This is a genomic window from Pantoea sp. FN0302 (genome assembly GCF_050113775.1).
In the GTDB taxonomy this organism is placed as follows: domain Bacteria; phylum Pseudomonadota; class Gammaproteobacteria; order Enterobacterales; family Enterobacteriaceae; genus Mixta; species Mixta alhagi.
Window position 1 is genome coordinate 1,088,699 of the sequence record NZ_JBNJSM010000001.1, and the last position, 22,938, is coordinate 1,111,636.

The 22,938-nt window shown below is 55.1% G+C and carries 21 protein-coding genes and 1 pseudogene; 13 read left to right on the forward strand and 9 right to left on the reverse strand.

The annotated features are described in order from the left end of the window. The first annotated feature begins 44 nt into the window (after window positions 1–44). The 3 genes from ACQE32_RS05025 to ACQE32_RS05035 all read left to right on the forward strand — a co-directional run bounded on the left by ACQE32_RS05025 (window position 45) and on the right by ACQE32_RS05035 (window position 2,790). Complete coding sequence (locus tag ACQE32_RS05025; protein WP_427021421.1) at window positions 45–905, forward strand: helix-turn-helix transcriptional regulator; 861 nt, start codon at window positions 45–47, stop codon at window positions 903–905. A 53-nt stretch (window positions 906–958) separates the two neighbouring features. Then, on the forward strand, window positions 959–2,113 hold the full coding sequence (locus ACQE32_RS05030; RefSeq protein WP_426973064.1) for an MFS transporter: 1,155 nt from the start codon (window positions 959–961) through the stop codon (window positions 2,111–2,113). Window positions 2,114–2,304: 191 nt separating this feature from the next. Beyond that, window positions 2,305–2,790, forward strand: coding sequence for an RrF2 family transcriptional regulator (locus tag ACQE32_RS05035; protein WP_426972544.1), 486 nt, complete (start codon window positions 2,305–2,307; stop codon window positions 2,788–2,790). 470 nt (window positions 2,791–3,260) lie between these two features. Here the strand turns inward: ACQE32_RS05035 and ACQE32_RS05040 are convergent, their stop codons facing one another. The 3 genes and pseudogenes from ACQE32_RS05040 to ACQE32_RS05050 form a co-directional block, all read right to left on the reverse strand. After that, complete coding sequence (locus ACQE32_RS05040) at window positions 3,261–3,554, reverse strand: metallophosphoesterase family protein (RefSeq protein WP_426972545.1); 294 nt, start codon at window positions 3,552–3,554, stop codon at window positions 3,261–3,263. A gap of 179 nt (window positions 3,555–3,733) precedes the next feature. Next, a pseudogene (locus ACQE32_RS05045) lies at window positions 3,734–4,154 on the reverse strand (bleomycin resistance protein). Window positions 4,155–4,221: 67 nt separating this feature from the next. Continuing rightward, window positions 4,222–4,557: an AAA family ATPase gene (locus ACQE32_RS05050; RefSeq protein WP_427021422.1), complete on the reverse strand. Its 336-nt coding sequence runs from the start codon at window positions 4,555–4,557 to the stop codon at window positions 4,222–4,224. A 377-nt stretch (window positions 4,558–4,934) separates the two neighbouring features. On the opposite strand from ACQE32_RS05050, the gene ACQE32_RS05055 reads away from it, so the two are divergent. The 3 genes from ACQE32_RS05055 to ACQE32_RS05065 all read left to right on the forward strand — a co-directional run bounded on the left by ACQE32_RS05055 (window position 4,935) and on the right by ACQE32_RS05065 (window position 7,145). Further along, a complete protein-coding gene (locus ACQE32_RS05055; protein ID WP_085071702.1) occupies window positions 4,935–5,288 on the forward strand; it encodes a helix-turn-helix domain-containing protein in 354 nt (117 codons plus the stop codon). Between the two features lie 137 nt (window positions 5,289–5,425). Then, on the forward strand, window positions 5,426–6,754 hold the full coding sequence (locus ACQE32_RS05060) for a glycoside hydrolase family 28 protein (protein WP_427021423.1): 1,329 nt from the start codon (window positions 5,426–5,428) through the stop codon (window positions 6,752–6,754). A 118-nt stretch (window positions 6,755–6,872) separates the two neighbouring features. Continuing rightward, window positions 6,873–7,145 (forward strand): barstar family protein, encoded by a 273-nt coding sequence (locus ACQE32_RS05065; protein WP_427021747.1) that lies wholly within the window; start codon window positions 6,873–6,875, stop codon window positions 7,143–7,145. Window positions 7,146–7,180: 35 nt separating this feature from the next. Here ACQE32_RS05065 and ACQE32_RS05070 read toward each other — a convergent pair whose 3' ends face one another. From ACQE32_RS05070 to ACQE32_RS05080, 3 genes are read right to left on the reverse strand one after another with little or no spacing between them, the layout of a single operon-like run. Continuing rightward, the gene (locus ACQE32_RS05070; protein ID WP_427021424.1) at window positions 7,181–9,589 is read right to left on the reverse strand and encodes a virulence factor SrfC family protein; all 2,409 of its coding nucleotides are present in this window, start codon (window positions 9,587–9,589) and stop codon (window positions 7,181–7,183) included. Further along, entirely contained in the window at window positions 9,586–12,561 is a 2,976-nt protein-coding gene (locus ACQE32_RS05075) for a virulence factor SrfB (protein WP_426972551.1), read from the reverse strand. Before ACQE32_RS05075 ends, ACQE32_RS05070 begins: the two co-directional genes overlap by 4 nt. 2 nt (window positions 12,562–12,563) lie before the next feature. Then, window positions 12,564–13,928 carry an SrfA family protein gene (locus ACQE32_RS05080; protein ID WP_426981713.1) on the reverse strand — a complete coding sequence of 455 codons (1,365 nt, stop codon included), beginning with the start codon at window positions 13,926–13,928 and terminating at the stop codon, window positions 12,564–12,566. Between the two features lie 43 nt (window positions 13,929–13,971). On the opposite strand from ACQE32_RS05080, the gene ACQE32_RS05085 reads away from it, so the two are divergent. Beyond that, window positions 13,972–14,289: a hypothetical protein gene (locus ACQE32_RS05085; protein WP_426972555.1), complete on the forward strand. Its 318-nt coding sequence runs from the start codon at window positions 13,972–13,974 to the stop codon at window positions 14,287–14,289. 294 nt (window positions 14,290–14,583) lie between these two features. Next, window positions 14,584–14,766 (forward strand): general stress protein, encoded by a 183-nt coding sequence (locus tag ACQE32_RS05090; RefSeq protein WP_038626107.1) that lies wholly within the window; start codon window positions 14,584–14,586, stop codon window positions 14,764–14,766. Window positions 14,767–15,075: 309 nt separating this feature from the next. Here the strand turns inward: ACQE32_RS05090 and ACQE32_RS05095 are convergent, their stop codons facing one another. After that, window positions 15,076–16,254: a benzoate/H(+) symporter BenE family transporter gene (locus tag ACQE32_RS05095; protein ID WP_427021425.1), complete on the reverse strand. Its 1,179-nt coding sequence runs from the start codon at window positions 16,252–16,254 to the stop codon at window positions 15,076–15,078. 80 nt (window positions 16,255–16,334) lie between these two features. Between ACQE32_RS05095 and ACQE32_RS05100 the strand changes: the two genes are divergently transcribed. Beyond that, window positions 16,335–16,901, forward strand: coding sequence for a helix-turn-helix domain-containing protein (locus tag ACQE32_RS05100; RefSeq protein WP_426981710.1), 567 nt, complete (start codon window positions 16,335–16,337; stop codon window positions 16,899–16,901). Window positions 16,902–16,909: 8 nt separating this feature from the next. Here ACQE32_RS05100 and pqqU read toward each other — a convergent pair whose 3' ends face one another. Continuing rightward, window positions 16,910–19,036: a TonB-dependent receptor PqqU gene (gene pqqU / locus ACQE32_RS05105; RefSeq protein WP_427021426.1), complete on the reverse strand. Its 2,127-nt coding sequence runs from the start codon at window positions 19,034–19,036 to the stop codon at window positions 16,910–16,912. A 238-nt stretch (window positions 19,037–19,274) separates the two neighbouring features. Between pqqU and ACQE32_RS05110 the strand changes: the two genes are divergently transcribed. Beyond that, a complete protein-coding gene (locus tag ACQE32_RS05110) occupies window positions 19,275–20,144 on the forward strand; it encodes an NAD(P)-dependent oxidoreductase (protein ID WP_426981708.1) in 870 nt (289 codons plus the stop codon). Between the two features lie 45 nt (window positions 20,145–20,189). Here ACQE32_RS05110 and ACQE32_RS05115 read toward each other — a convergent pair whose 3' ends face one another. Continuing rightward, window positions 20,190–20,537 (reverse strand): hypothetical protein, encoded by a 348-nt coding sequence (locus ACQE32_RS05115; RefSeq protein ID WP_427021427.1) that lies wholly within the window; start codon window positions 20,535–20,537, stop codon window positions 20,190–20,192. 666 nt (window positions 20,538–21,203) lie between these two features. Between ACQE32_RS05115 and ACQE32_RS05120 the strand changes: the two genes are divergently transcribed. From ACQE32_RS05120 to ACQE32_RS05130, 3 genes are read left to right on the forward strand one after another with little or no spacing between them, the layout of a single operon-like run. Beyond that, window positions 21,204–22,031: an arylamine N-acetyltransferase family protein gene (locus ACQE32_RS05120; protein WP_426972566.1), complete on the forward strand. Its 828-nt coding sequence runs from the start codon at window positions 21,204–21,206 to the stop codon at window positions 22,029–22,031. Window positions 22,032–22,087: 56 nt separating this feature from the next. Beyond that, a complete protein-coding gene (locus tag ACQE32_RS05125) occupies window positions 22,088–22,477 on the forward strand; it encodes a hypothetical protein (protein ID WP_250649968.1) in 390 nt (129 codons plus the stop codon). Next, window positions 22,470–22,904, forward strand: a complete 435-nt coding sequence (locus ACQE32_RS05130; RefSeq protein WP_426972567.1) for a thiol-disulfide oxidoreductase DCC family protein — start codon at window positions 22,470–22,472, stop codon at window positions 22,902–22,904. The genes ACQE32_RS05125 and ACQE32_RS05130 overlap by 8 nt, the downstream gene beginning before the upstream one ends. The last annotated feature ends 34 nt before the right edge of the window (window positions 22,905–22,938 follow it).

Consider the following 22,938-nt stretch of genomic DNA (forward strand, 5'->3'; position numbering starts at 1 on the left):
TATCATGGTATTAGTGCTACCAGCCTGACCAGGGAGAAGAGAAAATGCCAAACGCAAGCCGTGCGGAAACGCCGGAAAAATCGGGCAGCCGCCTGTTAGGCGACTTTTTGCGGAGCCGGCGTGAGAGTCTCGATCCGGTGCGGCTTGGCCTGCCGCGTATGCGCCATCGTCGGACGCCGGGCCTGCGTCGGGAAGAGGTGGCGCAGTTGGCTGATGTCGGCGTAACCTGGTACACCTGGCTGGAGCAGGGCAGAGAGATTAAAGCGTCAGCTAAAACCCTTGCTGCTATCGCTACGGCGTTACAGTGTAACGAAGCGGAGACGCAGCATCTGTTTCGCCTTGCCGGGCAAGCGTATCCGGCGTCTCAGGCTGCTAAAGCCTGCGCCAAACTGTCGGCCCATACGCGCATTATGCTGGACAGCCTGAATCCACTGCCCGCCGTGGTGCAAAACCAGTGCTTTGATATTATGGGACACAATCAGGCCTGGGCGCGCCTGATGAATGTTGATGTGGAAACCCTGCCACAAGAGCAACGCAACTGTATGTGGCTGGCGTTTAATCATGCTGGCTGGCGCAGCGCCGTCGCCGACTGGGAAGAGGTGATGCCGCATATGGTGGCAATGTTTCGGGCGCAAATGGGCGAGCACCTGGGCGATCCGCACTGGGAAGATTTTCTGGAACGGCTGCTCACCAGCTCAGCCGAATTTCGCGATACCTGGCAACGCTATGAGCTACGCAGCATTGAAAATCGGGTGAAACATTTTTCTCATCCTCAGGCCGGCAGGCTGGCGCTGCGGCAGAATAACTGGTGGTCGGCACCGCGTAACGGCGATCGCCTGCTGGTTTATATTCCTGACGATGAGGCCAGCGCGGCTGCGCTGAAGATCATCACCACGGCTAACTAAGAGAAAACGGATTGCAACAGAAGATCGCTTATCCCGGTTTGGCCGGCATCGTTATGTTAGGCATGGTACAGATCATCGCATGGGGCGGATCTTTCTATATTATGGCGGTGCTGGCCGCGCCAATAAGCCGGGAGACAGGCTGGTCGCAGCAATGGATTTACGGTGCGCTGTCGCTGGCAATTCTGATCTCCGGCATGCTGGCACCCTTATGCGGCCGTATCATCGCCCGCACCGGCGGACGCACTATGCTTGCTGCCAGCGGCGGCGTACTGGCTGCGGGTCTGGTACTGGTCGGACTGAGTCATTCGCTGTGGCTTTTTCTGCTGGCCTGGACCATTATCGGCGTGGGTATGGCAATGGGGCTGTATGATGCGCTGTTTGCCACGCTAGGCACGCTGTATGGTGGAATGGCACGCCGCGCCATTACCAGCATTACGCTCATTTCCGGCTTTTGTACCACGCTGGTATGGCCGTTTTGCGCTTTGCTTATTGAATGGCTGGGATGGCGGCATGCCTGTTTTGCTTATGCTGCATTATTGGTGGTTAGCGTCCTCCCGGCCTGTTTGTTTTCTTTACCGGCCGGAGGCGGTCGCAAAATCAGCCTGGTCACTAACACGGCATCAGGCAAACAGGAGGCGATAGCGCAGGATCTCTTCTGGCTGCTGTGCGCTATCTTTACCCTGGCGTCGGTGATCATGACCGCCATTTCGGTACAGCTGATTACGTTATTGCAGAGTCAGGGCTATACGCTGGCTGCCGCGCTGGCGTTAAGCGCCATCCTGGGGCCGTGCCAGGTGGCTTCGCGCGTGGTGGATATGGCATTCCGGCGCGGTCATCCGCTCTGGACCACGCTGTTTTCAGTGGGGCTGGTCGCGCTGGGGCTGCTTATTCTGTTGCTGTTTCCCCATCTGGCGATAATCGGCATGCTGCTTTACGGGGCGGGTAACGGTCTTCGGGCGATTGTGCGCGGCACGCTGCCGCTGGCGCTGGTAAAACCGGAAGAGTATGCCATTGTCGCCGGGCGGATGGCGCGGCCAGCGCTAATTGGGCAGGCGCTAACCCCATTAATCGGTGGCTGGGTTTTTCAACACTTTGGTGCGCAGGCTACCTTGCTGCTGCTGTGCGCGCTGGCGCTGATCAATGTGTTGCTTACCGTACTGTTAAAAATGCGGCTGCCGCAGCAGCGGGCAATGCCTGAGAAATCGTAACGGCAGGGCAGCAGGGCGCAACCCGCGTTGCCCGCTTTTCGCAGCGAAAAAGCAGCGAAGAATTGTGATTATGTGCCTTGCGCCCTTAGTTGGCTTCATAAAAGCAACTGTGTTTGTTATATTATTTCGTATGATTCTTCACAGCCGCGGTGCCAAAAAGAATAAGATTCGCCGCAACTCAGGATGATGAAATGTTAGATTACCGCTTCCCGACAGCTTTGCAGATGGTTTTGAGCGTAGCGATGGCGGAGCAGTCAGGCAAACGCTCCACCAGCGCCATTCTGGCGTATGGTCTGGAAGCTAACCCAAGCTTTATTCGTAAGCTGATGGTGCCGCTGACGCGCGATGGCATTATCGTGTCCACGTTAGGCCGTACCGGTTCGATTCACCTCGGACGGCCCGCCGATCAAATAACGCTGCGTGATATTTATGTCTCAGTAATTGAAGACAAGAAAATTTGGGCATCGCGACCTGAAGTTCCCGCGCGTTGTGTGGTAAGCGCAAATGCCTGCTGGTATTTCAAAGCCATTGCTCAGGAGGCGGAAGAAGCCTCGCTGAAGGTGCTGGCAAAGCGCACAGTCGCCGATGCGCTGGAAGAGCTAAAAATCAGAGATACCAGCGGCTGCGAGGCCGTTCCTGAACCAGAAGCTGAAACACCATGCAAAAAGAGCCGCTAAATGCGGCTTTTTTTATCTTTGTTGATCCTTACTGTGTAACCAATCTGCCTGCCGCATAGCCTGCACTGTCTTTAGTTACAACATACTAATTAGAGATACCAATAAGATACCTTAGCACCGAGGATTACATTGCCTTGCAGCTACTGCGTTAATTTCTGTACATGTCGCTGAAGGTAGTTGCTAACCCCCTAAGCCTCAGCTGTAAGCCGAAATCACGTCCTTTACGTTGTAAAGCCCGCTCACCAAATCAGGCTGTGAATTGCAGTTCAACGTACAACATCCGCTTTTGCCAGAAGGGGACGTTAAAAAACCTTAGATCGATTAAATGACAGGAAATAAAGCAGCACAAAGCTTACATCCGTCCTGTTCTGAGTGCATTTAACCAGTCGGGACGGTTATTCGCGCTCGCAACTGAAGCGGCTGACTCCCAGTCATAATCAATCGCTTTAAGTTCTGCATTCCATAACCCGTTATGTCGTTCCACAATTGCATAGCGGTGTAGCGTGAAGACGATCAAACGCATGCCTGTCGGACAGGCTCATATCTGAAACATCCTGTTCAAGGAGTTGCCTTTCGTGATTACCTCTTATAGTCGGAATGTTAAGAGGTATCAGCCTGTCAGCGGTTTCCGCAGGGAACAGCCCTCCCGAAACGATGTCTCCCAGATTCACGATCTTATCGACACCCTGAGACTGAATGTCTGCCAGCACAGCATCCAGCGCCGGAAGGTTTCCATGGATATCTGATATTACTGCCAGTTTCATGCTGCTTTCTCTGTATTGTATTAACTTTCAGGCCCCCTCCCAGCCGGCTGTTCGATGTAATGGACATACTCAAACGCCATGCGCTAAACGTCCGCTTACGCTCATAGTGGACACTGGTCTGCGTATCTCTTATGTTAAATAGGAGTGACCGGCAGAGTCCCGGGAGAACCATCGGAGCACTACTCAATGTACTGGCTGAAGCGTAAAAGGTATCCATCTGGATCCTGCACGAGAAACTCTCGCTGGCAGGCAGTCGCTTCTCCGGTGTTGTAGTAGTTATCGCGGAGATCCCGGTACAGCGTTACGCCATGCGCTTCTTATATGGTTGAATATCTGTTTAATGTCGTCCACTTCTATCTGGAAATTAACGCCACGCCCCAGCGGTCTGGCGAGTTCTGCCGTGTTCCATCCGCCCTGATGATATTGCTCAAGCATCAGTTGCGCCTCACCAAGGCTGATATAGGCAAAATCCGGCTCTGTGCGCCTGATCATGACACTAAAGCCAAGCACGTCGGTATAGAAGTGCAGGGAGGCTGGAAAATCCTTTACGGTCAACTCGGGAACCATGCGGTTCCAGTAGGGCTCTTTCGTGTCAGCCATTTTTCTTATCCTTTTTGACTTACGCAGCATACACCAGATGGCTTATGCAGCGTTCGCCGCCGAAATGTTATGGAGAGATGCTGCCTTCGGCCGCATGCCATGAGCAGAGTTCCCAGTTCAGCATATTTTCTGCACAAGTTTCACAATCTACCCACGATAGAGCATTCCCTCCAGTCGCTGTCCGATCCCAAATTATTGCTCGTTCTGCTTCAGCCGAAGTGAGAAAACCCTGTGCACTCAGTGATCGCAGTAACTTGCTTTTACCTGAACCTGGGCCGCCTGTAATAATAATTCTTTGGTTTTTAATAAACATAAGAATGTACCTGTCACTCCGTGTACGTCCTCCAGACTGCAGTGCGAAGCCTGAGTCAATGAAATATGTTTTGGACAACGCACCAGCCATTCCGGATATTTAGTGTCTTGATGCAGCCTTTGATACCGTTGTAAACCATGTAGGGCGTCAGTGCGCCTTTGCTGACGTCTATACCAGTTGGAAGCATCGTCTCACTCCTCTTGCTTAAATCGTCACACCTGTTCGAGGCCTGCCAGAGTATGCCTATCAATGCTATTGGCAGAAGCATGCTAAACAGGGGGGGCACATTTATATATCAATAATTTCAATACGTTATATGGAGTTTGTTACTGTTCGTTAAACACTCAGCACGTCGGCGTCAATTTAATGTATCAATATAGTTTGCAATTTTCCGTGAAATCAGTCACCGTTAAAGTGTAACTGCAACTGATACTGATACTATTAGCCCTGGCGACGGGAGAGAGAAGATGAGAAGTGACGCGTTTATTCACGATCTGATTGACTGGATTGACAACAATATCGAAGGCCGACTGGACCTGGATACCGTTTCCGAGCGTGCAGGCTATTCAAAATGGCATCTGCAGCGGATGTTCAAAGAGCATACCGGCCATCCGCTGGGCGAGTATATCCGTTCGCAAAAGCTGAAAAAATCAGCCGATCGCCTTACCCGCAGCAATGAACCGATCCTTAACGTAGCGATCTCTTTGGGTTTCGATTCTCAGCAATCTTTTAACCGCAGCTTTAAACGTCAGTTCGGCCAGGCACCTGGCGCATGGCGTCGCAGCGTGGTTCAGCAGCACGGTAAATCACTACAGAGCTGAGCGATCGCCAGGGCCGGATCGTTCCGGCCCGCGTTGTGAAACATCTCACATTTCCTTTTTATTCAGCCAATGCTGAAATGGCATTTCAATATAATCTGTGTTGGGATTAACGCATCGTTTTTTCCGGAAACGCACCGATGCTTATTTCACTGGATGATTATCATCCCGCAGCCGATGGCGTAACAGCCGACACCGCCCATTTTCAACGCGCTATTAATGACATTTCCGCCCAGGGCGGCGGCACACTGTATGTTCCTCCCGGACCATACCTGATTGGCTCTCTGACGCTTCCCGCAAATTTCACGCTGCATCTTGCCGCTGGGGCAACGTTAATCGCCAGCTGTCGGGCAGAAGATTATACCACGCAGACACAGAGCCAGGCGGAATGCTCCTCGCGGGCGTTGCTGTATGCGTACGGTCAGAAAAATATCACCATTGAAGGAAAAGGGCGCATAGATGGCAATGCCAGCGCCTGGTTTGCTGCGCATGCAGATGAGATGGGCTACCGTTTGCCGCTGGCGCAACGGCCACGCATACTGGTACTGGAAGCCTGCCGTCAGGTCACGCTACAGGATTTTACCATTGAGCAGGCACCTGTGTGGACAATCCATCTGGTGAGCTGCGAGCAGGTCAGGATTAGCCGCCTCTGCGTTGATAACGATCTGACGATGGCGAACACCGATGCGCTGGATATCGATAGCTGCCGCTATGTTCACATCAGCGACAGCTATTTTAGCGCGGCGGACGATGGCATCTGCATCAAAACCACCCACAAGCCGACGCCGCTGCGCGGTCCGGCGGCGCATATTACCATTACCGGCACCATTCTGCGCTCCAACAGCTGCGCGCTAAAGATCGGCACGGAAACCTGGGATGATATTGAAGATGTCGTGGTGACCGGCTGCACTATCATCGATTCAAACCGCGGCATCGGGTTGCTGAGTCGCGACGGCGGGCGCTTTCGCCGTCTCTCTTTTAGCCATATCACCTTTAATTGCGTCTATGCGCCGCCGGTTCACTGGGGCAAAGCCGATCCGGTATTTATCTCGGTTCGTCCGCGTCATCCTGAGGTTACGCCCGGGGAAATTGCCTGGGTACAGTTCAGCCATCTTACCGGTACCACGCAGGGGGCGATTAATCTGCACTGTGAAACGGCCGGCGCGCTGCATCATATCAGCTTCGATCACGTGTTAATCGACCAGCTTCCCAGCGAGCATCCGGAGCAGGGCTGGTATGATATTCGGCCACCCTGCAATCCGGCGAACCCGACCGGCATGGGGCTGGATAATGCCTATGCCATTAATCCCGCAACGGACCGCCCCTGGGGCGTGGAGGCCTGGCCTGGCGGGATGCCAGGGTTGTTTGCCCAGGGCGTCACGGCGCTGTCGCTCAGTCAGATAGCCATTCATCGGCCAGATCCGCTGCCGCCAGGCTGGAATCCGCAGCTTATCGTTGAGCTTGATTAGAATAAAAAAAGAAGAAGTTTTCAGCCGGAAGGCGGGCACTTTATCTGTGCGATGGGCTAATCTATCTGACAACCGACCATAACCGCAATTTCACTGCGTGGAGTCATCTGTGCTGGAAATGCACTTCGATTTTTTAGCAATCCGCAGCGGCGAAGAGTTTTACCGCTGCTTTACTGAGCAGAGCGGCATCGTCGGAAAACCAGGCGCCAGCATCGATGCGCTATGGGATATGCTGACGGGCGAATTACGGCTACCGGCGCGCGCGTGGCTTTATCATTTACCTTCTGTACAGCAGCGTGCAGATCTGGCGGCGATTATCGAGCTGCTGGAAGAGGCGGCGCGCGAATTACAGGGGGAGTTTATTGTGCAGCGGGTTCAGGTTTGCGGGTAATAAAAACTGCAGGGCAGCGTTGCCCTGCAGGATCTTTAGGCGCGGATGAGTTTCAGCGCCTGCTTTAACGGCAGTCGTGCGCTATCGGCAATCTCACTGCCGCCCGCATAGCCGTTGTTCTCTACAATCAGCGTATTCAGGCCAACCAGCCAGTCATAAATATAAAAGGCGGTAGTATTGGCTGGCGCAGCGGAAAGGCGCGTCAGACGCTGCGTGCTGCCAAAAGTCACAGCAGGCGTTTGCGGTTGGGCAAAAATCTTCTGGCCGCGATTCACGCGGCTGTCGGGCCGTTCCGCCGCGTCGCGCTTCAGGAAGCCGAGCCAGGCGACAAAGTCTCCCAGCACCGTCAACGCTCGTGAAACCTGACGATCCACCTTGCCTTCGCGCGGCGCGTTGCTGGCTTCATGCTCGGTTAACGTGCGTAACAGGCTGCCTGCGATATCCAGGCGGAAACTGGCGGTGATCAGCTCCTCTGTTAACATTTGCAACGTTGTTTTGCTTACGCCCAACAACGAGAGCAGACCATCGTTATCCGGCAGGCTGCGCAAATGGTAGATCCAGTAGCGCTGCACGTTATGAGCAAACAGGCTGTCGTTATCCAATACCGGTTCTTCGCTTTCACCATCCAGCGCCGGTTCTGGCTGATTGCTGAACAGGTCGAATTCAAAGCCAATGCCAAAATGGCTGCCCGGTAAATTGGGCGCGGCTGGCGTGGCATGCGCTCCGGCGGCGGCCTGCTGCTGCGGCAACAAATAGAGCGTGCGCAGCTGCTCACGCGAGGGTTGTAATCGCTCCAGTAATTCGCCGTGCAGGCCGGTACGGGTTTGCAGCGCTTTTAACAGATCATCGGCAATCTGCTGTTTCTGCTGTACATCGTCAACCGGCTGCGCCCAACTGGCCAACAGGCGATCGCTAAGCTCGCGGCTCAGACGCTGCGTCTGTTCCTGCATGCGCTGTTGTTTTTTTTCCGGTTTGATCTCGTTTTGCAGCCAGCTTGCCATACGCTCAATGCCGCCCGCATCCTGCGCCAGCATCGATCCCCAGTCGCTGCCAGCGGTGCCCGTTTGGCGCTGTACCGCTTCGTCGATATTCGCTGACTGCACATAACGGCCATCGAAACGGGTTACCGACCATACCAGCACTGGCTTATGACCGCTTTGCTGTTCGCCTTCACCGAGACGCATGGTTTTCAGCCACTGCGTTAACATGCGTGCAACGAAACTGGCGTCATGGCGCTGGCTGGCGGCAGTAGATACCAGCAACAGATCCAGACCGTGACGTTCACCATAAAACTCAAGAAACAGCGCGCGCCTGGCCTGCATCAGCCGTGCCAGCAGCGGATCGCGTTGAGCAGCCTGCGCCTGCTCCTGGCGCGTATCTTCATCCAGTGCAACGCCGTAGCCGGGAATATCTACCACATCCACCTGATCGAACAGGGCCTGACGCGGCGGAGTAGATAATGGGATCTGCACTTCCAGCGTCAGCAACTGCAGTTCCGTCAGTGACAGCGTGACCGGGCTGGCGGCGCGTCCAGCCAGCCAGGGCACCACTTCCGCACGGCGCGTGGCATGGTTTGGCGTGGCGGCGGTACTGAACAGCAGCTCGGCCGGTAGCAGTGAGTCATCAACCAGCAGCGAAAGCGGCGCCAGTACGTATGGCGCATGCTGTAACGCATGCAGAGTATGCGCCAGCTGTCGCCACAGCGCGGTCAGGGTTTCATCATCATTCCACAGTAACGCGAACAGTTGGGCGCGGTCGTCCACGCTGAGCAGCGGTGCCAGTTCACAGGCCTGCGGCCAGAAATGGCGGTTGAGTAGCGCGGCACGACCTGCATCATGACGTCGGCAAAAATCCCACAGCGCAACCAGCTCATCGCTGGCAGCGCCTTTAACCGGCTGCGGTTGACGCAGACGCTGCAAATGTTCCAGCCGCGCCTCAAGCTGTTTCGCTTCCGGTTCGCCCTGCGGCTGCTGAAAGGCGGCCATCAGCACCATGCGCGTCATTTCCGCTTCGCTTAACAGCGTTAAGCACAGGGGCCGGCTGGCATCTTCTGGCTCGCGGCAGTGGCTGAAGCGTGTTGCCATGCCATAATCCTGATTGCCGGGATTGATATGCGTGAGATAGTTAAGGGCTTTACCGCCAAAACTGGCGGTTAACTTTCCCTGAACATCGCCTACCAGCGCCTGCAGCAGCGAGGCTTTTCCCGCCTGTGAAAGTCCATAAAAGCCGAGCGTGTTTTCGTCAGGCTGCGTCTTTTGCATCTGGCGCAGCCGATATTTACCCCGGCGCAGAGCGAGTTTTAGGCCATCTGCCTCTATATCCAGGCGCGGCGACTGCACGCGCTGTGCATCGATCCATGAAAGGGCGAGGTCGATGCCTTCGTTCATTTCCACTAACTGCTGGCTGAACGAAGAAACCTGCTGTTTCAGCGTAAAGGCTGTCATTTCTTAAATACGCTCCCGCTGTCGATCCAGTATTGGGCATTGGCATTGCCACTGGCGGACAATGTATTCAGTTTCAGGCTGAGCTGGGAAAGCGGTACGCGCGTACCGTCATCCAGCCGGGCATCAGCCAGCACAAAGCGCTCCGGCGATCCTGACTGGGTGCCAGGCTCCACCGCCAGCTTTACACGCAGTACGCTGTCGCCAGCGACCTTACGCGCCAGCTGCGCATCATTAATAGTCAGACTGTATAGCGGCGACGCCAGCCAGCGGTCATTATCCAGCTGACGGAAGCCCAGGCAAACATTGCCACGGATCTGGAAACTGCTTTTGCGATCGGGCGTCCAGCTGGGGTCATCCAGGTCGATTTCGCTGTAGCAGACGTTTTCACTGGACAACGCATGGTTATCATCCAGCATCCCGAGATAGCGAATAGTGGAGTAAGGCTGGAAATCACCGGCCTTAAACCAGAAGCTCGACAAACGTAAATCCAGAGCCAGCAGGCAGAGCATTGCGCCCACCGCCGCAGTTGATTTCGGGTTATCAATACGGCCCATTTTGTTAAACGGATACCAGTCGCTGGTGTGATAGCCCTCCAGCGACAGAATGCGGCTGCCCGGTAGCGGCTGCAGATGACGGAACAGCGCCTGCACGCCAGGGAAACGGGAAGGGCGACCGGTCAACAGCAGTACATCACAGCTGTAAAGTGAAATCACCTCCGCCATCGAGCGCAGCGCAGGCACAATTGCCATCCGGTGCGACAAAAATTCGCCGTGCAGCTTGCTGAGGCTTACCACCAGCGGCACCTGCAAAATATCAAACGCCAGCTGGCCGCCAAGCGCGCGCTGCACCTCGCCATTAATATAATCAAGCACCGCCGCGCCGGGACGCTGCGTCAGCAGTTCGCCATACAGCGCTTCGATCTCCGCGCTGACATCCAGCGGATCATAGCTCTCATAGCGTTCAAGAATCGCCTGTGCCAGCGGGATAAAGAGTTGCAGCGTCGCCTGTTGACGCAGCGTGGAAAAACCATCCATGCGCCCGTCATAGCCGAACAGCTTATCCAGCAGTATATCAGGGTTACCCAGTCCGGCCTGTTTCAGGGAGGAATGCAGCGCAGGCAGGACATAAAGCTGGATCACATCCAACAAAATATCATCGCCAGCCACCTTAAAGCCTTCACGGAACAGCAGGCGCGGGTTGATTTTTACGTTGTTGCCCTGACCGTCGTCCAGCGCGTAATGGGTAATCGCCAGGTCTGTGGTGCCGCCGCCGATATCAATGGAGGCGATACGCAGCGTTTTACCGGCAGGCTCATTGGCGTCGCGCAGACGATCGGGGCGCGCCATGCTGGCGAAAAAGGCTTCCGCGCGACCAGCAAAGTTAACCTGGGTTTCATTGAACAGGTAAACCATCTGTCCACAGGTCGCTTCATCCCACTCCATCTGCACATCGGGCACCGGACGGCTGCTGAGTGCTTTATCGCTCAGGCTGTCAAACGGCGCATCGGCGGGATGCCAGCCCATCGCTTTCCATACCAGACCAATCGCATCCTGCATACGGCTGCGGAAAATCTCCCGCTCTGGCTTCGGCATCGCTGAGGGCAGGGTAAGAATAATGTGACGCAGCTGACGCGGCGCATAGCTGTGCGGCATTTTCTGCCGCTGAGCGGCGCTGTTCATCTGCATCATCGCCTGAGCCAGCAGTTCGCTCAGCATAAAGGTCATCAGGGAGCTGCGGCTGTAGTGCGCTGAAAACACCGGCAGCCGCTCATCTTCCTCGATCTGCCACAGCGGCTCGCCTTCATCGTTAATCAGGGTCATCAGCGGTTCTGCGATCGCCTGCGGCTCTGCGCCCGCGCGATCGGCGTGATTAAAGCGCCAGCCTGCGGCGTAACGGGCTTCATCCCACAAATAACGACGCGGACTGGAAATACCGGTGGTTCCTTCGGTTCCGGCACGCTGCAGCGCCATACGGCTCGCTTCGCGGCCCACGCGGGTTAATGAAGGCCAGACAAATGCCTCTTCACGCCCGCTCTCCACGGAAAAGTTCTTTTTGCCGAAATGCGCTTCCGCGAATTCAACCCGGCTGTCGAACATTTCGTTATACACCCGGTGCGGTTGCGAAAGGTCGCGCAGCTGCAGTTCGTAGGTCTGCTTCAGGCCGTTGACTTCGTCGGGATGATCTTCCACCAAAATGCCGCAGGTATGGGAGTTGCCAACGTCGAGGATCAGATCGACATTCACGACCGGCTCCTGCAGCGTGGCGGTAAGAACACGAATATCGGTCAGCGCCAGCTGGGTGCCCAGCAGTTCAAGCAGGTTCAGGTAGTGCGCCTGATATTCAAATTCGCGTAGCGCCATTTTAATGTCGCTGTCGTGACGCGACTCCAGCTCAGTGGCACGCTGGGTAAAAACTTCACGTAGCCAGCCGTCAACCCAGGTCAGGTCGAGGAAGTCGCCGAGTTCATAGTTTTGCCAGGCAAGGGCAAAGCCCACGCCGTTATTGGCGTCAGAAGGGGTCAGGGCCAGCTGCGCCTGATCGCTGTCGTCAGCCGCAGTTTGGGTATCAAATGCCAGGATCACGCGATGGGTATGGCCTTCCACATCCGGTTTATCCAGCGCGGCAATCTGCATGCGCGCCCAGTTTTCCGGGCCGCCGATAAACTGGCGCGGCGGAGCGCAGCGCAGAACCGGTACAGGCAGCCAAATCCCGTTAAGCAGGTTCAGCGATTGCTCCTGAGTGGTGCTGCATTCTGGCTTCACCACCTCTGGCGCAGCGCCATCTTCCAGCGGCAGCAAAAAACGGCCGCTGGCGGCATCATGCGTAATGCGCAGCAGCGGGCCGTTCGCCGTCTGGCGTACAAATTTACGCGACTGGCTCTCCTGAACGGCAATAGCAAAATCAAGAAACTGAATACCGCTTTCGGCAATCAGGGTAATTTTTTGTTTAAAATCGGTGATGGGCGCCAGCATTCTTATTTACTCTCACGCTTGATCGTCATTGGAAATGCGGCATCGCTGCCAAACTGCGCTTCACACACGGCGGCGCCATCCCCTTGTTTACACACCAGCTGCGGCATTTTATAACGCGTACCGTTCGCGCACCGGGCGGTATAGCGGCTGTTGATAATCAGATTGCCTGAGCTCATCAGGCCAGCGGTGGCTTCTGCCTTACAGCGGGTGCCATTGCCCTGAACAAGGGTTGCGGAGCCTTTACCGTCGCGGAACTGATAACGCACGGTAGGCGCTTTGAAACCAGGCATATTGCGAAGCTGTAACGAAACGCGCCAGTTACCGTCAAGGAATGCAACCGAACCGTTTCGCACTGCGTTGGTCGGCATCACCAGATCATCTTTGGCCGCCGGCGCGGTAACCGGCGCGGGATCCGGTAACACAGGCGTTTCCGGCTGCGCGGGCACCACCGCCGCGTTGCTGAGCGGCAGGGTTTTATGCAGCGCAAGAGTTTGTGCCTGGGTGGCCGCCGGGATCACCACGCGCGGTTTGATCGCTGGCAGTGTCTCTGCTGTTTTGGCTGATTCGGCAGTGACAGGCTCCGGTTGAGCAGGCCAGAAGGTAAACGCCAGCGCAGCGGCGATAGCCAGCCCCAGCGGCGCAGCGACCCACAGCAGACGACGCGAACGCTTCGGTGTAGGTACCGGCTGCGGCTCGACCGAGGGTTCTTCTTCCTCATGCAGTTCATTAATTGCCTGATAAGCGCTAATGGAGGCGGCGGGGGCTACCGGTTGCGCTGCCGGTTCAGGTTCGGGTTCGGGTTCGGGTTCAGCTTTTGGCGGCAGCGGTAAAATCTCAGCCACAGGTGTGCTAATCAAAGGAGCATCGGAGATCGGCTCAGGCTGAAGCGAACTGCGCAGGCAATCAAGCGCATCGCTGCGTGAACGCTTATCCAGATCGACAAAGCCCCAGAAAGTCAGCACCGGGCGACCATTTACCAGATAAACATATTGACGATCGGGAAACTGGAAGGCTTTGCTAAGCAGAGCGCCGAAGAGTTTAAGTGCTGGCTTGTCCGCGCTGAGCGCGCGTTGGCTCATGGCAGTCAGCGTTTGTTGATAGCTTTCCAGCTCGGCCAGCGCCTGACGACGCTCGCTTTCGCTGGCGTTAAGCCAGGATTTTACCCGGCCATTAAAAGGGGCGTACCAGTCCAGCCGGTCGCCGCGTTCGTTGGTCTGCGGGATCGCCAGACAATCGGCAAGTTTTTGCTGCTTGCGCAGGCGCAGAGTTTCGCGCAACTGAAGCGCAGAAAGGTAAACCGGCTGACCATTCTCACCTAAAGCAAGTACGGCATCCAAATTCCCACTGCGTAAAAATGTTTTTGCCACCTGTAAGGGCCCTTATTTGACGCTGCCAGAGGCAGAAAATCGTATGGTATCTGCTATTCGAATGATCTTATCTTTACATGAGATAAATCAAACGCCGGAAAAGAGCGCGTATTTGATTGATATTCCCCTTGCAAAGGCAAGCAGCACAGAAAATGCGACAGGTGGCTGTAAAATAAGGCATCAGGAGGCACTGTCATTGCCTGAAAAACGCCCAGTTGATCACCATAACAGCCGGGGCGCGTTGATCAACAAGAGCAAGAGATCGTATTCGCCATCCTCACCAGAAACAATTCTCTCTCGCGGTACGCCTTTTCGCAGCGCAACCTTTTTATCAACATGCTCTCTCCCTGTCCCTGAGTAACTATAGATGAATGTTAACAAAGTGGAAATTATCTAAAAAAATCAGACGCAAGCTTAATTGTGCTCATTTTAGGAAAAATCTTAAACAGCAATTCTTATTATGTATTTATGGATTAATTATTAATTAAAACAATTGCAGGCTGAGCAGTTTTATCAGACGGAGGCGCTTTTAAGGGAAGGTGAAATAGTTGCACTTCGTTACTGAGCTTCTACATTTAATAACGTTGTTACGCTTACTTATCTCCCACTGGGAGAGTGAGTTGCCCCCTTTAATGTTAAGAAAAGAGGAATTGTTATGACTCAGTATCGTGGTGGTGCAGGTAATTTCGCAAACGATCGGCAGCGTGCCTCCGAGGCTGGCAAAAAAGGCGGTCAGCGTAGCGGGGGCAACTTCAAGAATAACCCGCAGAAAGCTTCAGAAGCTGGGCGCAAAGGCGGCCAGAACAGCCATGGCGGAGGGCGTAAACCAGCAGAGTAACGCCCACGGCAATTCCAATTTTTTACGCCTCTTCACTCCGACATAATTTTTGTAATTATGTCGGAGTGTTTTTTTATCCCGGCTGTTTTGCTATTAACTCACTCTTTCTGGTTAATCAGCTTATTCAATTATTGTTTCCCTGATGAATATTTCGCAGGGTAATAACCCACAGGTAATTTAATTGTTTGTTCATCCGGCAAGCAAGTGATGATCAAGCGGCAAACGCCCATACCTGTACAAGAAATAAAAAACCTGTACAGCTATTTCCATTACCTCTGAACGCGCACGTTAAACAAACGCTTGTTCTTATTAGCGAAGCCGATGAGCTGATAATATCAGCCATACCAGCATTCCTGTTAATAAACCCCAGAATGGCGCGCCTGTGCCTGCCAGCGAAATGCCGGAAGCGGTCACTAAAAAGGTAACCATAGCCGCATCGCGTGTCTCTTCCTGATGCAGCGCTCGCTGAATACTGCTGGTCAGCGTGTTCAATAGCGCCAGCCCGGCAAGGATATGAATCAGCGCCATCGGCAGGGCGGTCAACAGCAGGCCCACGGCACCGCCAAACAGGCCCGCCAGCAGATAAAAAATGCCGGCGCAGGCTGCAGCCAGCCAGCGCTTAGTGCGATCGGGATGCACTTCCTCACTCATACAGATAGCGGTGGTAATGGCGGCAAGACAAACGGAAAAGCCGCCGAAAGGCGACAGCAGCAGGGCAATCATGCCGCTCCAGCCAATTAATGGTGAAACCGGCGCGTTATAGCCATGCGCCTGCAGCGTAGCGATGCCCGGCGCATTTTGCGAGGCCATGGTCACCAGGAAAAAAGGCAACCCAACGCCCAGTAGCGTTGACAGGGAGAATGACGGCATAGTAAACGATGGCCAGCGCAGCGTCAGCAATGGCTGGGCCAAATGCAGATCGCCGCGCGCCAGCGTCACCAACAGGCCTGCCAGCAGAGTGATAATAATCGCATAACGCGGCAGCAGCCGACGCGCCAGCAGCCAGCTAACACACATTATTCCGCATAACAACAGATCGGTGGGTAGCGCGCCGAAGGCCTGCAGACCAAAGCGCAATAAAATCCCGGCCAGCATGGCGGCGGTAATCGCCTGAGGGATCACTTTCATTAAGCGGGCAAACAGCCCGGTAATGCCGCACAGCACAATTAACAAATTGGTAAAGATAAAAACGCCAATAGTTTGTGACAGTGTAACGCCGTCAAGACTGGTTGCCAGCATGGCGGCGCCAGGGGTTGACCAGGCAGTAAGGATCGGCTGGCGATACCAGAGAGAAAAGCCAAGGGAGCTGATGCCCATCGCCAGGCCCAGCGCGGTAAACCAACCACCGATCTCATCCGCACTGACACCGGCAGCGGCGGCAGCCTGATAAATAATCGCCGCTGAGCTGGCGTAGCCAATAAGCGTTGCGATAAACCCGGCGATCGCAGCCGGGAAAGCAATCTGACGTGCATGCGGCACCGATAACATAGTATTCTCTCCTGTGCGCTATAACGCACACAGTAGCATTGTGCGTTATAGCGCACAAGATAACATTCGGGAGGAAAAGGATGCAGGCACTCACGCAACACCTCGCTCAAACGCTAAAAGCCTTACGTGTGCAGCGCCAGTGGAGCCTGACGCAGGCAGCAGAACACAGCGGCGTCAGTAAGGCGATGCTGGGGCAAATTGAACGCGGCGAATCAAGCCCTACGGTTGCCACGCTGTGGAAAATCGCCACCGGCTTTGCCGTGCCGTTTTCGCTGTTTATCACGCCGCCTGAAGCGCCAGCGGAGGTAACGCACTATCGCGACGGTGAACGGCCGCCGTTTCAGCAACGCAATGCACAGATGCAGGTCAGGCCGCTGGCTGATTTCGATCCGTTGCTGGGGTTCGATCTGCTGGGGATTACTTTTTCCGCCGGTGCGTTTAGCGAGTCGGCTCCCCACGCGCCAGGGGTAACAGAACATGTGGTGGTGATTGCCGGTACGCTGGAGGTGCGGGTTGCGCAACAATGGCATCTGTTGAAACAGGGCGAAGTGCTGCGTTTTAACGCCGACGTGCCGCACGCCTACCGCAATAGCAGCGACCGGCCAGCGTTAATTCACGACCTGATACATTATCCGCGTGCGGGCTAAACGCAGAATTAATTAAATTCCCAGCTCAGTGAAGCGCCCACGCCGTAATTACGTCCTGGCGCTGGTTCGAAGTAGCGGCCATTGCCTTCATTAACAATCACCGAACCCACATAGCGGCGGTCAAACAGATTATCAACGCGGCCAAACAGATCCAGTACCCAGTTCCCGGCGCGGTACTTATAGCCGCCGTTCAGCGCGGTCACCGCATAAGTCGGAGCCTGTTCACTGTTGCTATCGTTGGCCTGAATCTCACCCATATAGCGCAGCTCGGCACCGCCGTACCAGCCGGTTTCTGGCGCATATTCCAGCGCCGCCCAGGCCATATTGCGGGCAATGCCGGGCAGACGATTGCCGCGCGTCACCGGATTTTTGGCGCTGCTGCTGCTGTCGCGATAGGTGGCATCCAGCAGTGTCCAGGAGAGCCGCAGTCGCCAGTCAAGGGCAAACTGCTGATCGAGCGCCAGCTCCAGACCGCGTCGCCGCGTCTGCCCGGCATTTTTATAGCTGCTGCGTCCGCCTTCGCTGTTGGCGACAACAATTTCATTTTTGGTATCGGTCTGGAAGAGTGCGGCGCTGAACAGACCGTTGCCAATACGGGTTTTGCTACCAATCTCCAGCGTATCGCTGGTTGAGGGTTGCAGGAGGTTATTCAGACCGCCCTGGTCATCGTTGCGATAGGAAAGTTCGGTAATGGTCGGCGACTCGAAACCGCGTCCGGCAGAGGTGTAGATATTCCAGGCATCCGTCAGCGCATATTTCAGCGCGGCGGCAGGCAGCCAGCGGTGATAGCGCGCTTCGCCGCTATCGTCGCCGTTGTCAGCGGTGATGTAGTGATCATTATCATCAAAATTCACCGTGCTGAAACGCACCCCCGCATCCAGCGTCAGCTCAGGCGTAAGTTGCCAGGAGGTCTGCAAATAGGGATCGAGGTTCCACATCAGGTTGCGCTCGTTGCGGCGCAGGTCGCCCTTATGACCAAAAGCTGGCGTGCCCTTTTGCATAATGAAGTTTTCATAGCCTTTGCGACGTTCGCTCATGGTTTCGTAATCAATCCCGCCGGTGAGCGTTACGGGGATCGCGCCGATGGCGTCACGATGCGTCCAGCGCACATCGATACCCTGATAGTGACGGGTTAAATCAATTACGCCGCCGGCATGGGTCGGTTTTAGCTGCGGCGCGCGCGGGATCGACTGATACTGCACCGTTTCACGTTCGCCCGCCCACGCCATCAGGCGGAAGTCATCTTTTTCGCTTATCTGACGTTCATAGCGCAGCCCGGCCTGCGTTTGCTTTGTTGTTTTGCGCGTATTGTACTCTTCCGCGCGCGGAGACTGGCGCGGGTTATCGTGCCATTCTGTGTTGGTCAGGCCGCCAGCGTCCTGGGCTTTGATATCCACGCTGTTAAACAGCAGCGTTAAGGTACTGACATCATCAATACGCACCCCCAGCCGCGCGTTGCCGAGATTCTTTTGCGCGCTGCTGTGATCGCGGTAACCGTGAGTGCTAAAACGGGTTGTGGAAACCGCATAATCAACATCACCCACCTGACTGCCATCGCCGGTTGCGCCCTGTGCCTTCAGGCCGTAGCGCCAGCTACCGAAGCTGCCATAATAGCTACTGGCCTCAATGCTGGCGGGCTGACTGCCTTTCAGGGTCTCAATGTTGATTACGCCGCCCGAGGCGTTACCGTAGAGCGCGGAAAAGGGACCACGCAGCACTTCCACGCGATCCACCGAATTGAGATCGATATTAGACGTTTGGCCCTGACCGTCCGGCATCGTTGCCGGGATGCCATCCACATAAATACGCATACCGCGCACGCCATAGGTAGAGCGCGAGCCAAACCCGCGAATCGAAATCTGCAAATCCTGCGCATAGTTCTGTCTGTTCTGGATTTGTACGCCAGGAAGGCCGGAGAGATTCTCCGACAGATTAACGCGCGGCGCGGCCAGACGCAGATCGTCGCCGTTGATCACGCTCACGGCAGCTGGCGTGTCCAGTTCGGAAAGGCCGCCAGGGGAGGCGCTCACCACCAGGGTCGATTTATCGCTGGCCGCTGCGCAGATGCAGCTAAAAACCAGCAGGGTGGGTGCTGCTATAAAGCGGGCAGAAGAGGGAGGAAGGATGATTTTCATAAAGGCGTCCTGCGGCAGAAATAATTGATAACGTTCCGTAACATCTGCGTTTAAGCCTGGCAGCCCGGTCATATTTTGCAAAAAGCGCTAATAAAATATTTCAGTCCAGCGGTGACAAATCACGCATAAACCGCCGGAATGCCGCAGAAAACAGCTAATAATCTGGCTGATATAAAACGAGACTATTATCAAGACCCAGGTCAGTATTAACCGACATTTAACCAGAAGGATTTACACCATGAATCAACGTCCCGCGGTAGCGGTATTGGGATTAGGCGCCATGGGGCATGCTTTCGCTGCTAACCTGGTAAAGAAAGAATTTCAGGTAGCAGGCTGGAACCGCACCCGGGCACGCGGTGAGGATCTGGCGGCAGCGGGCATGCAACTGTGTGATGAGCCGCAGCAGGCGGCAGAACAGGCTGAAGTTGTGTTGGCGATGCTGTCAGACGGCGCAACCACCGAACGCGTTCTGCAACAAATAATGCCAGCGTTAAAGCCCAACGCTATCTTCTGCCAGATGGGCACCATCGGTGTGGAAGCCACCGACAAACTTATTTCTCAGCTGGTCGCGGCGCGCCCGGATGTGGTCTATATCGATGCGCCGGTTTCCGGCACCAAAGCGCCTGCCGAAAATGCGCAGATTCTGGTGCTGGCCAGCGGCGATCGGCAGCGTGCGGCGCGCCTGGAGCCTGTGTTTGCCGCTATCAGCAAGGGCGCGCGTTGGTTGGGTGAAGCGGGCGCCGGTTCGCGAATGAAACTGGTGGTAAACGCCTGGCTGATTAGCATGATGCAGGGGCTGGCGGAAAGCACCAGTCTGGCGCAACAGTTTGGTTTTACTCCTGACGAACTCTGGTCGGTGCTGGAAGGCGGGCCGTTAGCAGCGCCCTATGCAAAGGTAAAGCTGGAGACCATCAGGGGCGGCGACTATACGCCCCAAATGCAGCTGGTCTGGGCGCTTAAAGATGCGCAGCTGGCGCTGAGCGCGGCGGAAGATCAGTCGATGCCGGGACTTCAGCATATTGCTCAGCTCTGGCAGCAGGCCGTGGAAGCGGGCTATGGCGAGCAGGATCTTGCGGTGATTTATCGTTTTTTGACTGGCAAAGAGTAAAGCCTGTCCGGCAGAAGCGGGCCGTAGCCCGCTCTGTTAACCCATTTACTCTGCTTTTTGATACTGCGCCAGCGTTGCTTTTTTACAGGCGGCGACATCTTTAAGATTACTTTTTTTCACCTCGTCAGGCAGTTTGCTATAAGCATCCGCTACCTTTTCCGCTTCGTCCTGATTAAATTCAGGCGTGTCCATGCCATAAGGAGCCGAACCGCGCATCACCATATCTTTAAGCTTCTGCACATACTCTTCCTGTGATGCGTCCGCCGCTTGCTGTTCACCGGTGATGGTGCAGAGTCCCGCAATATAGGATTGCGCTTCGCTGCTTGCTTCGTCTGCTGCCTGTACCACGCCGCAGCTTGCCATCAACAGCAGTATCGCCAGTCGCTTTTTCATTCTTGCTCCTTTTTGCCTTGTTAAATCGTTACTTAAGCATAGCTGAGATATGTTTTTACGGAGCGGAGGCGCTGCTCGCGACGCTGACAGGCTGCTGCCGCGAAAGCCTGGCGGAACAGCTTCTGTACAAATTCAATCCATGCTGGACGCCAGAACGCCATTTCATTTTTGCCTCTTTTTTATTAACCGCAGGTAGGTTATTAAAATGTTATAGATTTATCTAAGCGCTTTGCCCAGCCGCCGCTGCGCCTTGACAATCTTCAACGTGAGATAAGTCTCAGAAATCGATTACAGGGATCCCCAAATTTTTTGAGCGTTCATAGTTAAGGGGTCTTTTTTCACCGAAGGAGGGAAAAAAAATTGTCCTGGTTATCTGAAGATGTAGAGCATGACTCCGAGTTTTTGGCGTTAGTGGGTCGGGCTGTCGTAGCGTTAGCACAGGAAAGGCGGGCATTGAGTTACGATGCGCTCTGTTCGCGTTTGGGCGGCCTGGCCGACAACGCGGACGACGACGAAATGATTATAAGTTGTTGGCGAGCGCGTCAGCTGTTAAAAAACAGCGTGGGATTAGTCAAATAAAATGAATGGATGCCTCGCGCACCTGGCATCAAACCCCGCGCCAGAAATCAGCTATAAGATAAGCATCGTTTTCACCAGGAAGAAATTATGCCGTTTGATCTTCACGCTTATCTGGCGCGTATCGGTTTTACCGGCGCGACGCGCCCTTCATTAACGACGCTGGCACAGCTGCATCAGGCGCACGTATGCGCTATACCCTTTGAAAACCTGGATGTGCTTCTTGATCGCCCGATTCACCTTGAAACCGAAGCAATTCAGGAGAAGCTGGTCGTAGCGCGGCGTGGTGGTTACTGCTATGAGCAGAACGCGCTGTTTCTGCTGGCGCTGCAGCAGATGGGGTTCGATGCACGCGGGCTGGCGGCCAGAGTCGTGATTGCCCAGCCGCCGTCTGTGCCGCCGCGTACCCATATGTTGCTGCTGGTGCAACTGGAAGAGGATTTCTGGATTGCCGATGTAGGCTTTGGCGGCCCGACGCTGAGCGCGCCGATTCGCCTGCAGGCAGATCGGGTGCAGACCACGCCGCACGGCGAATATCAATTGCAGTCGCTGGGTGAAGAGTGGCTGCTGTGCCAGCGGCGTAACCAGGAGTGGCTGCCGCTCTATCGCTTCGATCTGGTGACGCAGTATCCTTCCGATTACCTGATGGCCAATCATTTCGTCTCGACCTGGCCGCACTCGCACTTTCGGCATCATCTGCTGGCGGCACGTTATCTGCCGGACGGCGGTCAGCTGTCGCTGGAGAACCGACGTTTTAGCCGCTATGGCGCGCAGCCGGAGCGGCGCACGCTGGATGATCTGCGCGCGCTTTATCAGCTGTTGCAGGATGCGTTCCGCCTTGGGGTTAAGCATTCGCTGTATGGCGTGAGCGAAGAGGCGTTTATCGAGGCGATGACGCGGCTGGACAACACACAATAAGCGTCCTTGCAGAGCCTGGCTATACTTATCAACCTGAATGCCATACAGGAGGAATTATGCCCGATAATCGTAACCAGGACTTAATGCCCTATAACCTTTTCTACTGCGACGGTACCATACTGGCGCAAAATATCGATGGCCACGTTATCGAACTGGGCCAGGCGAACGTGCATGATGGGCTGATCGGGTATCAAATTGATGGCAGCGATCTGCATGGCGAAAACTACAGCGCGCCAGAAGAATTACTGGAAGATTTGGGTGAGCAGCTCGATTTCTTGTTTCTTGACGGGCAGTTTACCAGCCTGCCGGACGTGAGCGAACGCTGGCTGGACAGGCTGGAAGATGCGCCGGTACAGCTGATTAGCCTGCATGAGCTGGATAGCGGCACCGAAGATGAAGATCCTGTGTCGATTAGCGATGAGGATCCTGGCATCCGCAATGAGTGATCGCGCCGCACCGCCATTGATTTCACCTGACGAGCAGGTAGTGCTGTATGACGGCACCTGCCGGCTCTGTAACGGGTGGGTGAATTTCCTGCTACGCTACGATAAATATCGTACGGTGAGGCTGGCGGCGGTGCAGAGCGAGCAGGGCAAAGCGCTACTGCGCTGGGCAGGGCTCTCTACAGAAAACATCAGTACGATTGTGCTGATTAGGCAGGGGAAAGTTTATCTGCGCGCGGAAGCAATATTTCGTGTCATGGCCGGGCTGCCCTGGCCGTGGCGTATCCTGGCGCTGTTGCGTCTGCTGCCTGCGACCCTCAGCAACCGCTGCTATGATTTGATCGCCAGCAATCGCTACCGTCTCTTTGGGCGCTACGACAATGTCCAGTCTCTCATCGCGGATCATCCGCAACGCTTTCTCGACCGCTGAACCCCGGGCAAAAAAAACGGCATCCGAAGATGCC

Bases quoted from the DNA above. Each gene is read 5' to 3' on its own strand.
- ACQE32_RS05030 (WP_426973064.1), top strand. From the start codon at position 959: ATGTTAGGCATGGTACAGATCATCGCATGGGGCGGATCTTTCTATATT.
- ACQE32_RS05100 (WP_426981710.1), top strand. From the start codon at position 16,335: ATGCAGGCACTCACGCAACACCTCGCTCAAACGCTAAAAGCCTTACGT.
- ACQE32_RS05065 (WP_427021747.1), top strand. From the start codon at position 6,873: ATGCACTTCGATTTTTTAGCAATCCGCAGCGGCGAAGAGTTTTACCGC.
- ACQE32_RS05060 (WP_427021423.1), top strand. From the start codon at position 5,426: ATGCTTATTTCACTGGATGATTATCATCCCGCAGCCGATGGCGTAACA.
- ACQE32_RS05040 (WP_426972545.1), bottom strand. From the start codon at position 3,554: ATGAAACTGGCAGTAATATCAGATATCCATGGAAACCTTCCGGCGCTG.
- ACQE32_RS05115 (WP_427021427.1), bottom strand. From the start codon at position 20,537: ATGAAAAAGCGACTGGCGATACTGCTGTTGATGGCAAGCTGCGGCGTG.
- ACQE32_RS05055 (WP_085071702.1), top strand. From the start codon at position 4,935: ATGAGAAGTGACGCGTTTATTCACGATCTGATTGACTGGATTGACAAC.
- ACQE32_RS05025 (WP_427021421.1), top strand. From the start codon at position 45: ATGCCAAACGCAAGCCGTGCGGAAACGCCGGAAAAATCGGGCAGCCGC.
- pqqU (WP_427021426.1), bottom strand. From the start codon at position 19,036: ATGAAAATCATCCTTCCTCCCTCTTCTGCCCGCTTTATAGCAGCACCC.
- ACQE32_RS05095 (WP_427021425.1), bottom strand. From the start codon at position 16,254: ATGTTATCGGTGCCGCATGCACGTCAGATTGCTTTCCCGGCTGCGATC.
- ACQE32_RS05090 (WP_038626107.1), top strand. From the start codon at position 14,584: ATGACTCAGTATCGTGGTGGTGCAGGTAATTTCGCAAACGATCGGCAG.
- ACQE32_RS05075 (WP_426972551.1), bottom strand. From the start codon at position 12,561: ATGCTGGCGCCCATCACCGATTTTAAACAAAAAATTACCCTGATTGCC.
- ACQE32_RS05050 (WP_427021422.1), bottom strand. From the start codon at position 4,557: ATGGCTGGTGCGTTGTCCAAAACATATTTCATTGACTCAGGCTTCGCA.
- ACQE32_RS05125 (WP_250649968.1), top strand. From the start codon at position 22,088: ATGCCCGATAATCGTAACCAGGACTTAATGCCCTATAACCTTTTCTAC.
- ACQE32_RS05130 (WP_426972567.1), top strand. From the start codon at position 22,470: ATGAGTGATCGCGCCGCACCGCCATTGATTTCACCTGACGAGCAGGTA.
- ACQE32_RS05085 (WP_426972555.1), top strand. From the start codon at position 13,972: ATGGTATCTGCTATTCGAATGATCTTATCTTTACATGAGATAAATCAA.
- ACQE32_RS05070 (WP_427021424.1), bottom strand. From the start codon at position 9,589: ATGACAGCCTTTACGCTGAAACAGCAGGTTTCTTCGTTCAGCCAGCAG.
- ACQE32_RS05110 (WP_426981708.1), top strand. From the start codon at position 19,275: ATGAATCAACGTCCCGCGGTAGCGGTATTGGGATTAGGCGCCATGGGG.
- ACQE32_RS05035 (WP_426972544.1), top strand. From the start codon at position 2,305: ATGTTAGATTACCGCTTCCCGACAGCTTTGCAGATGGTTTTGAGCGTA.
- ACQE32_RS05120 (WP_426972566.1), top strand. From the start codon at position 21,204: ATGCCGTTTGATCTTCACGCTTATCTGGCGCGTATCGGTTTTACCGGC.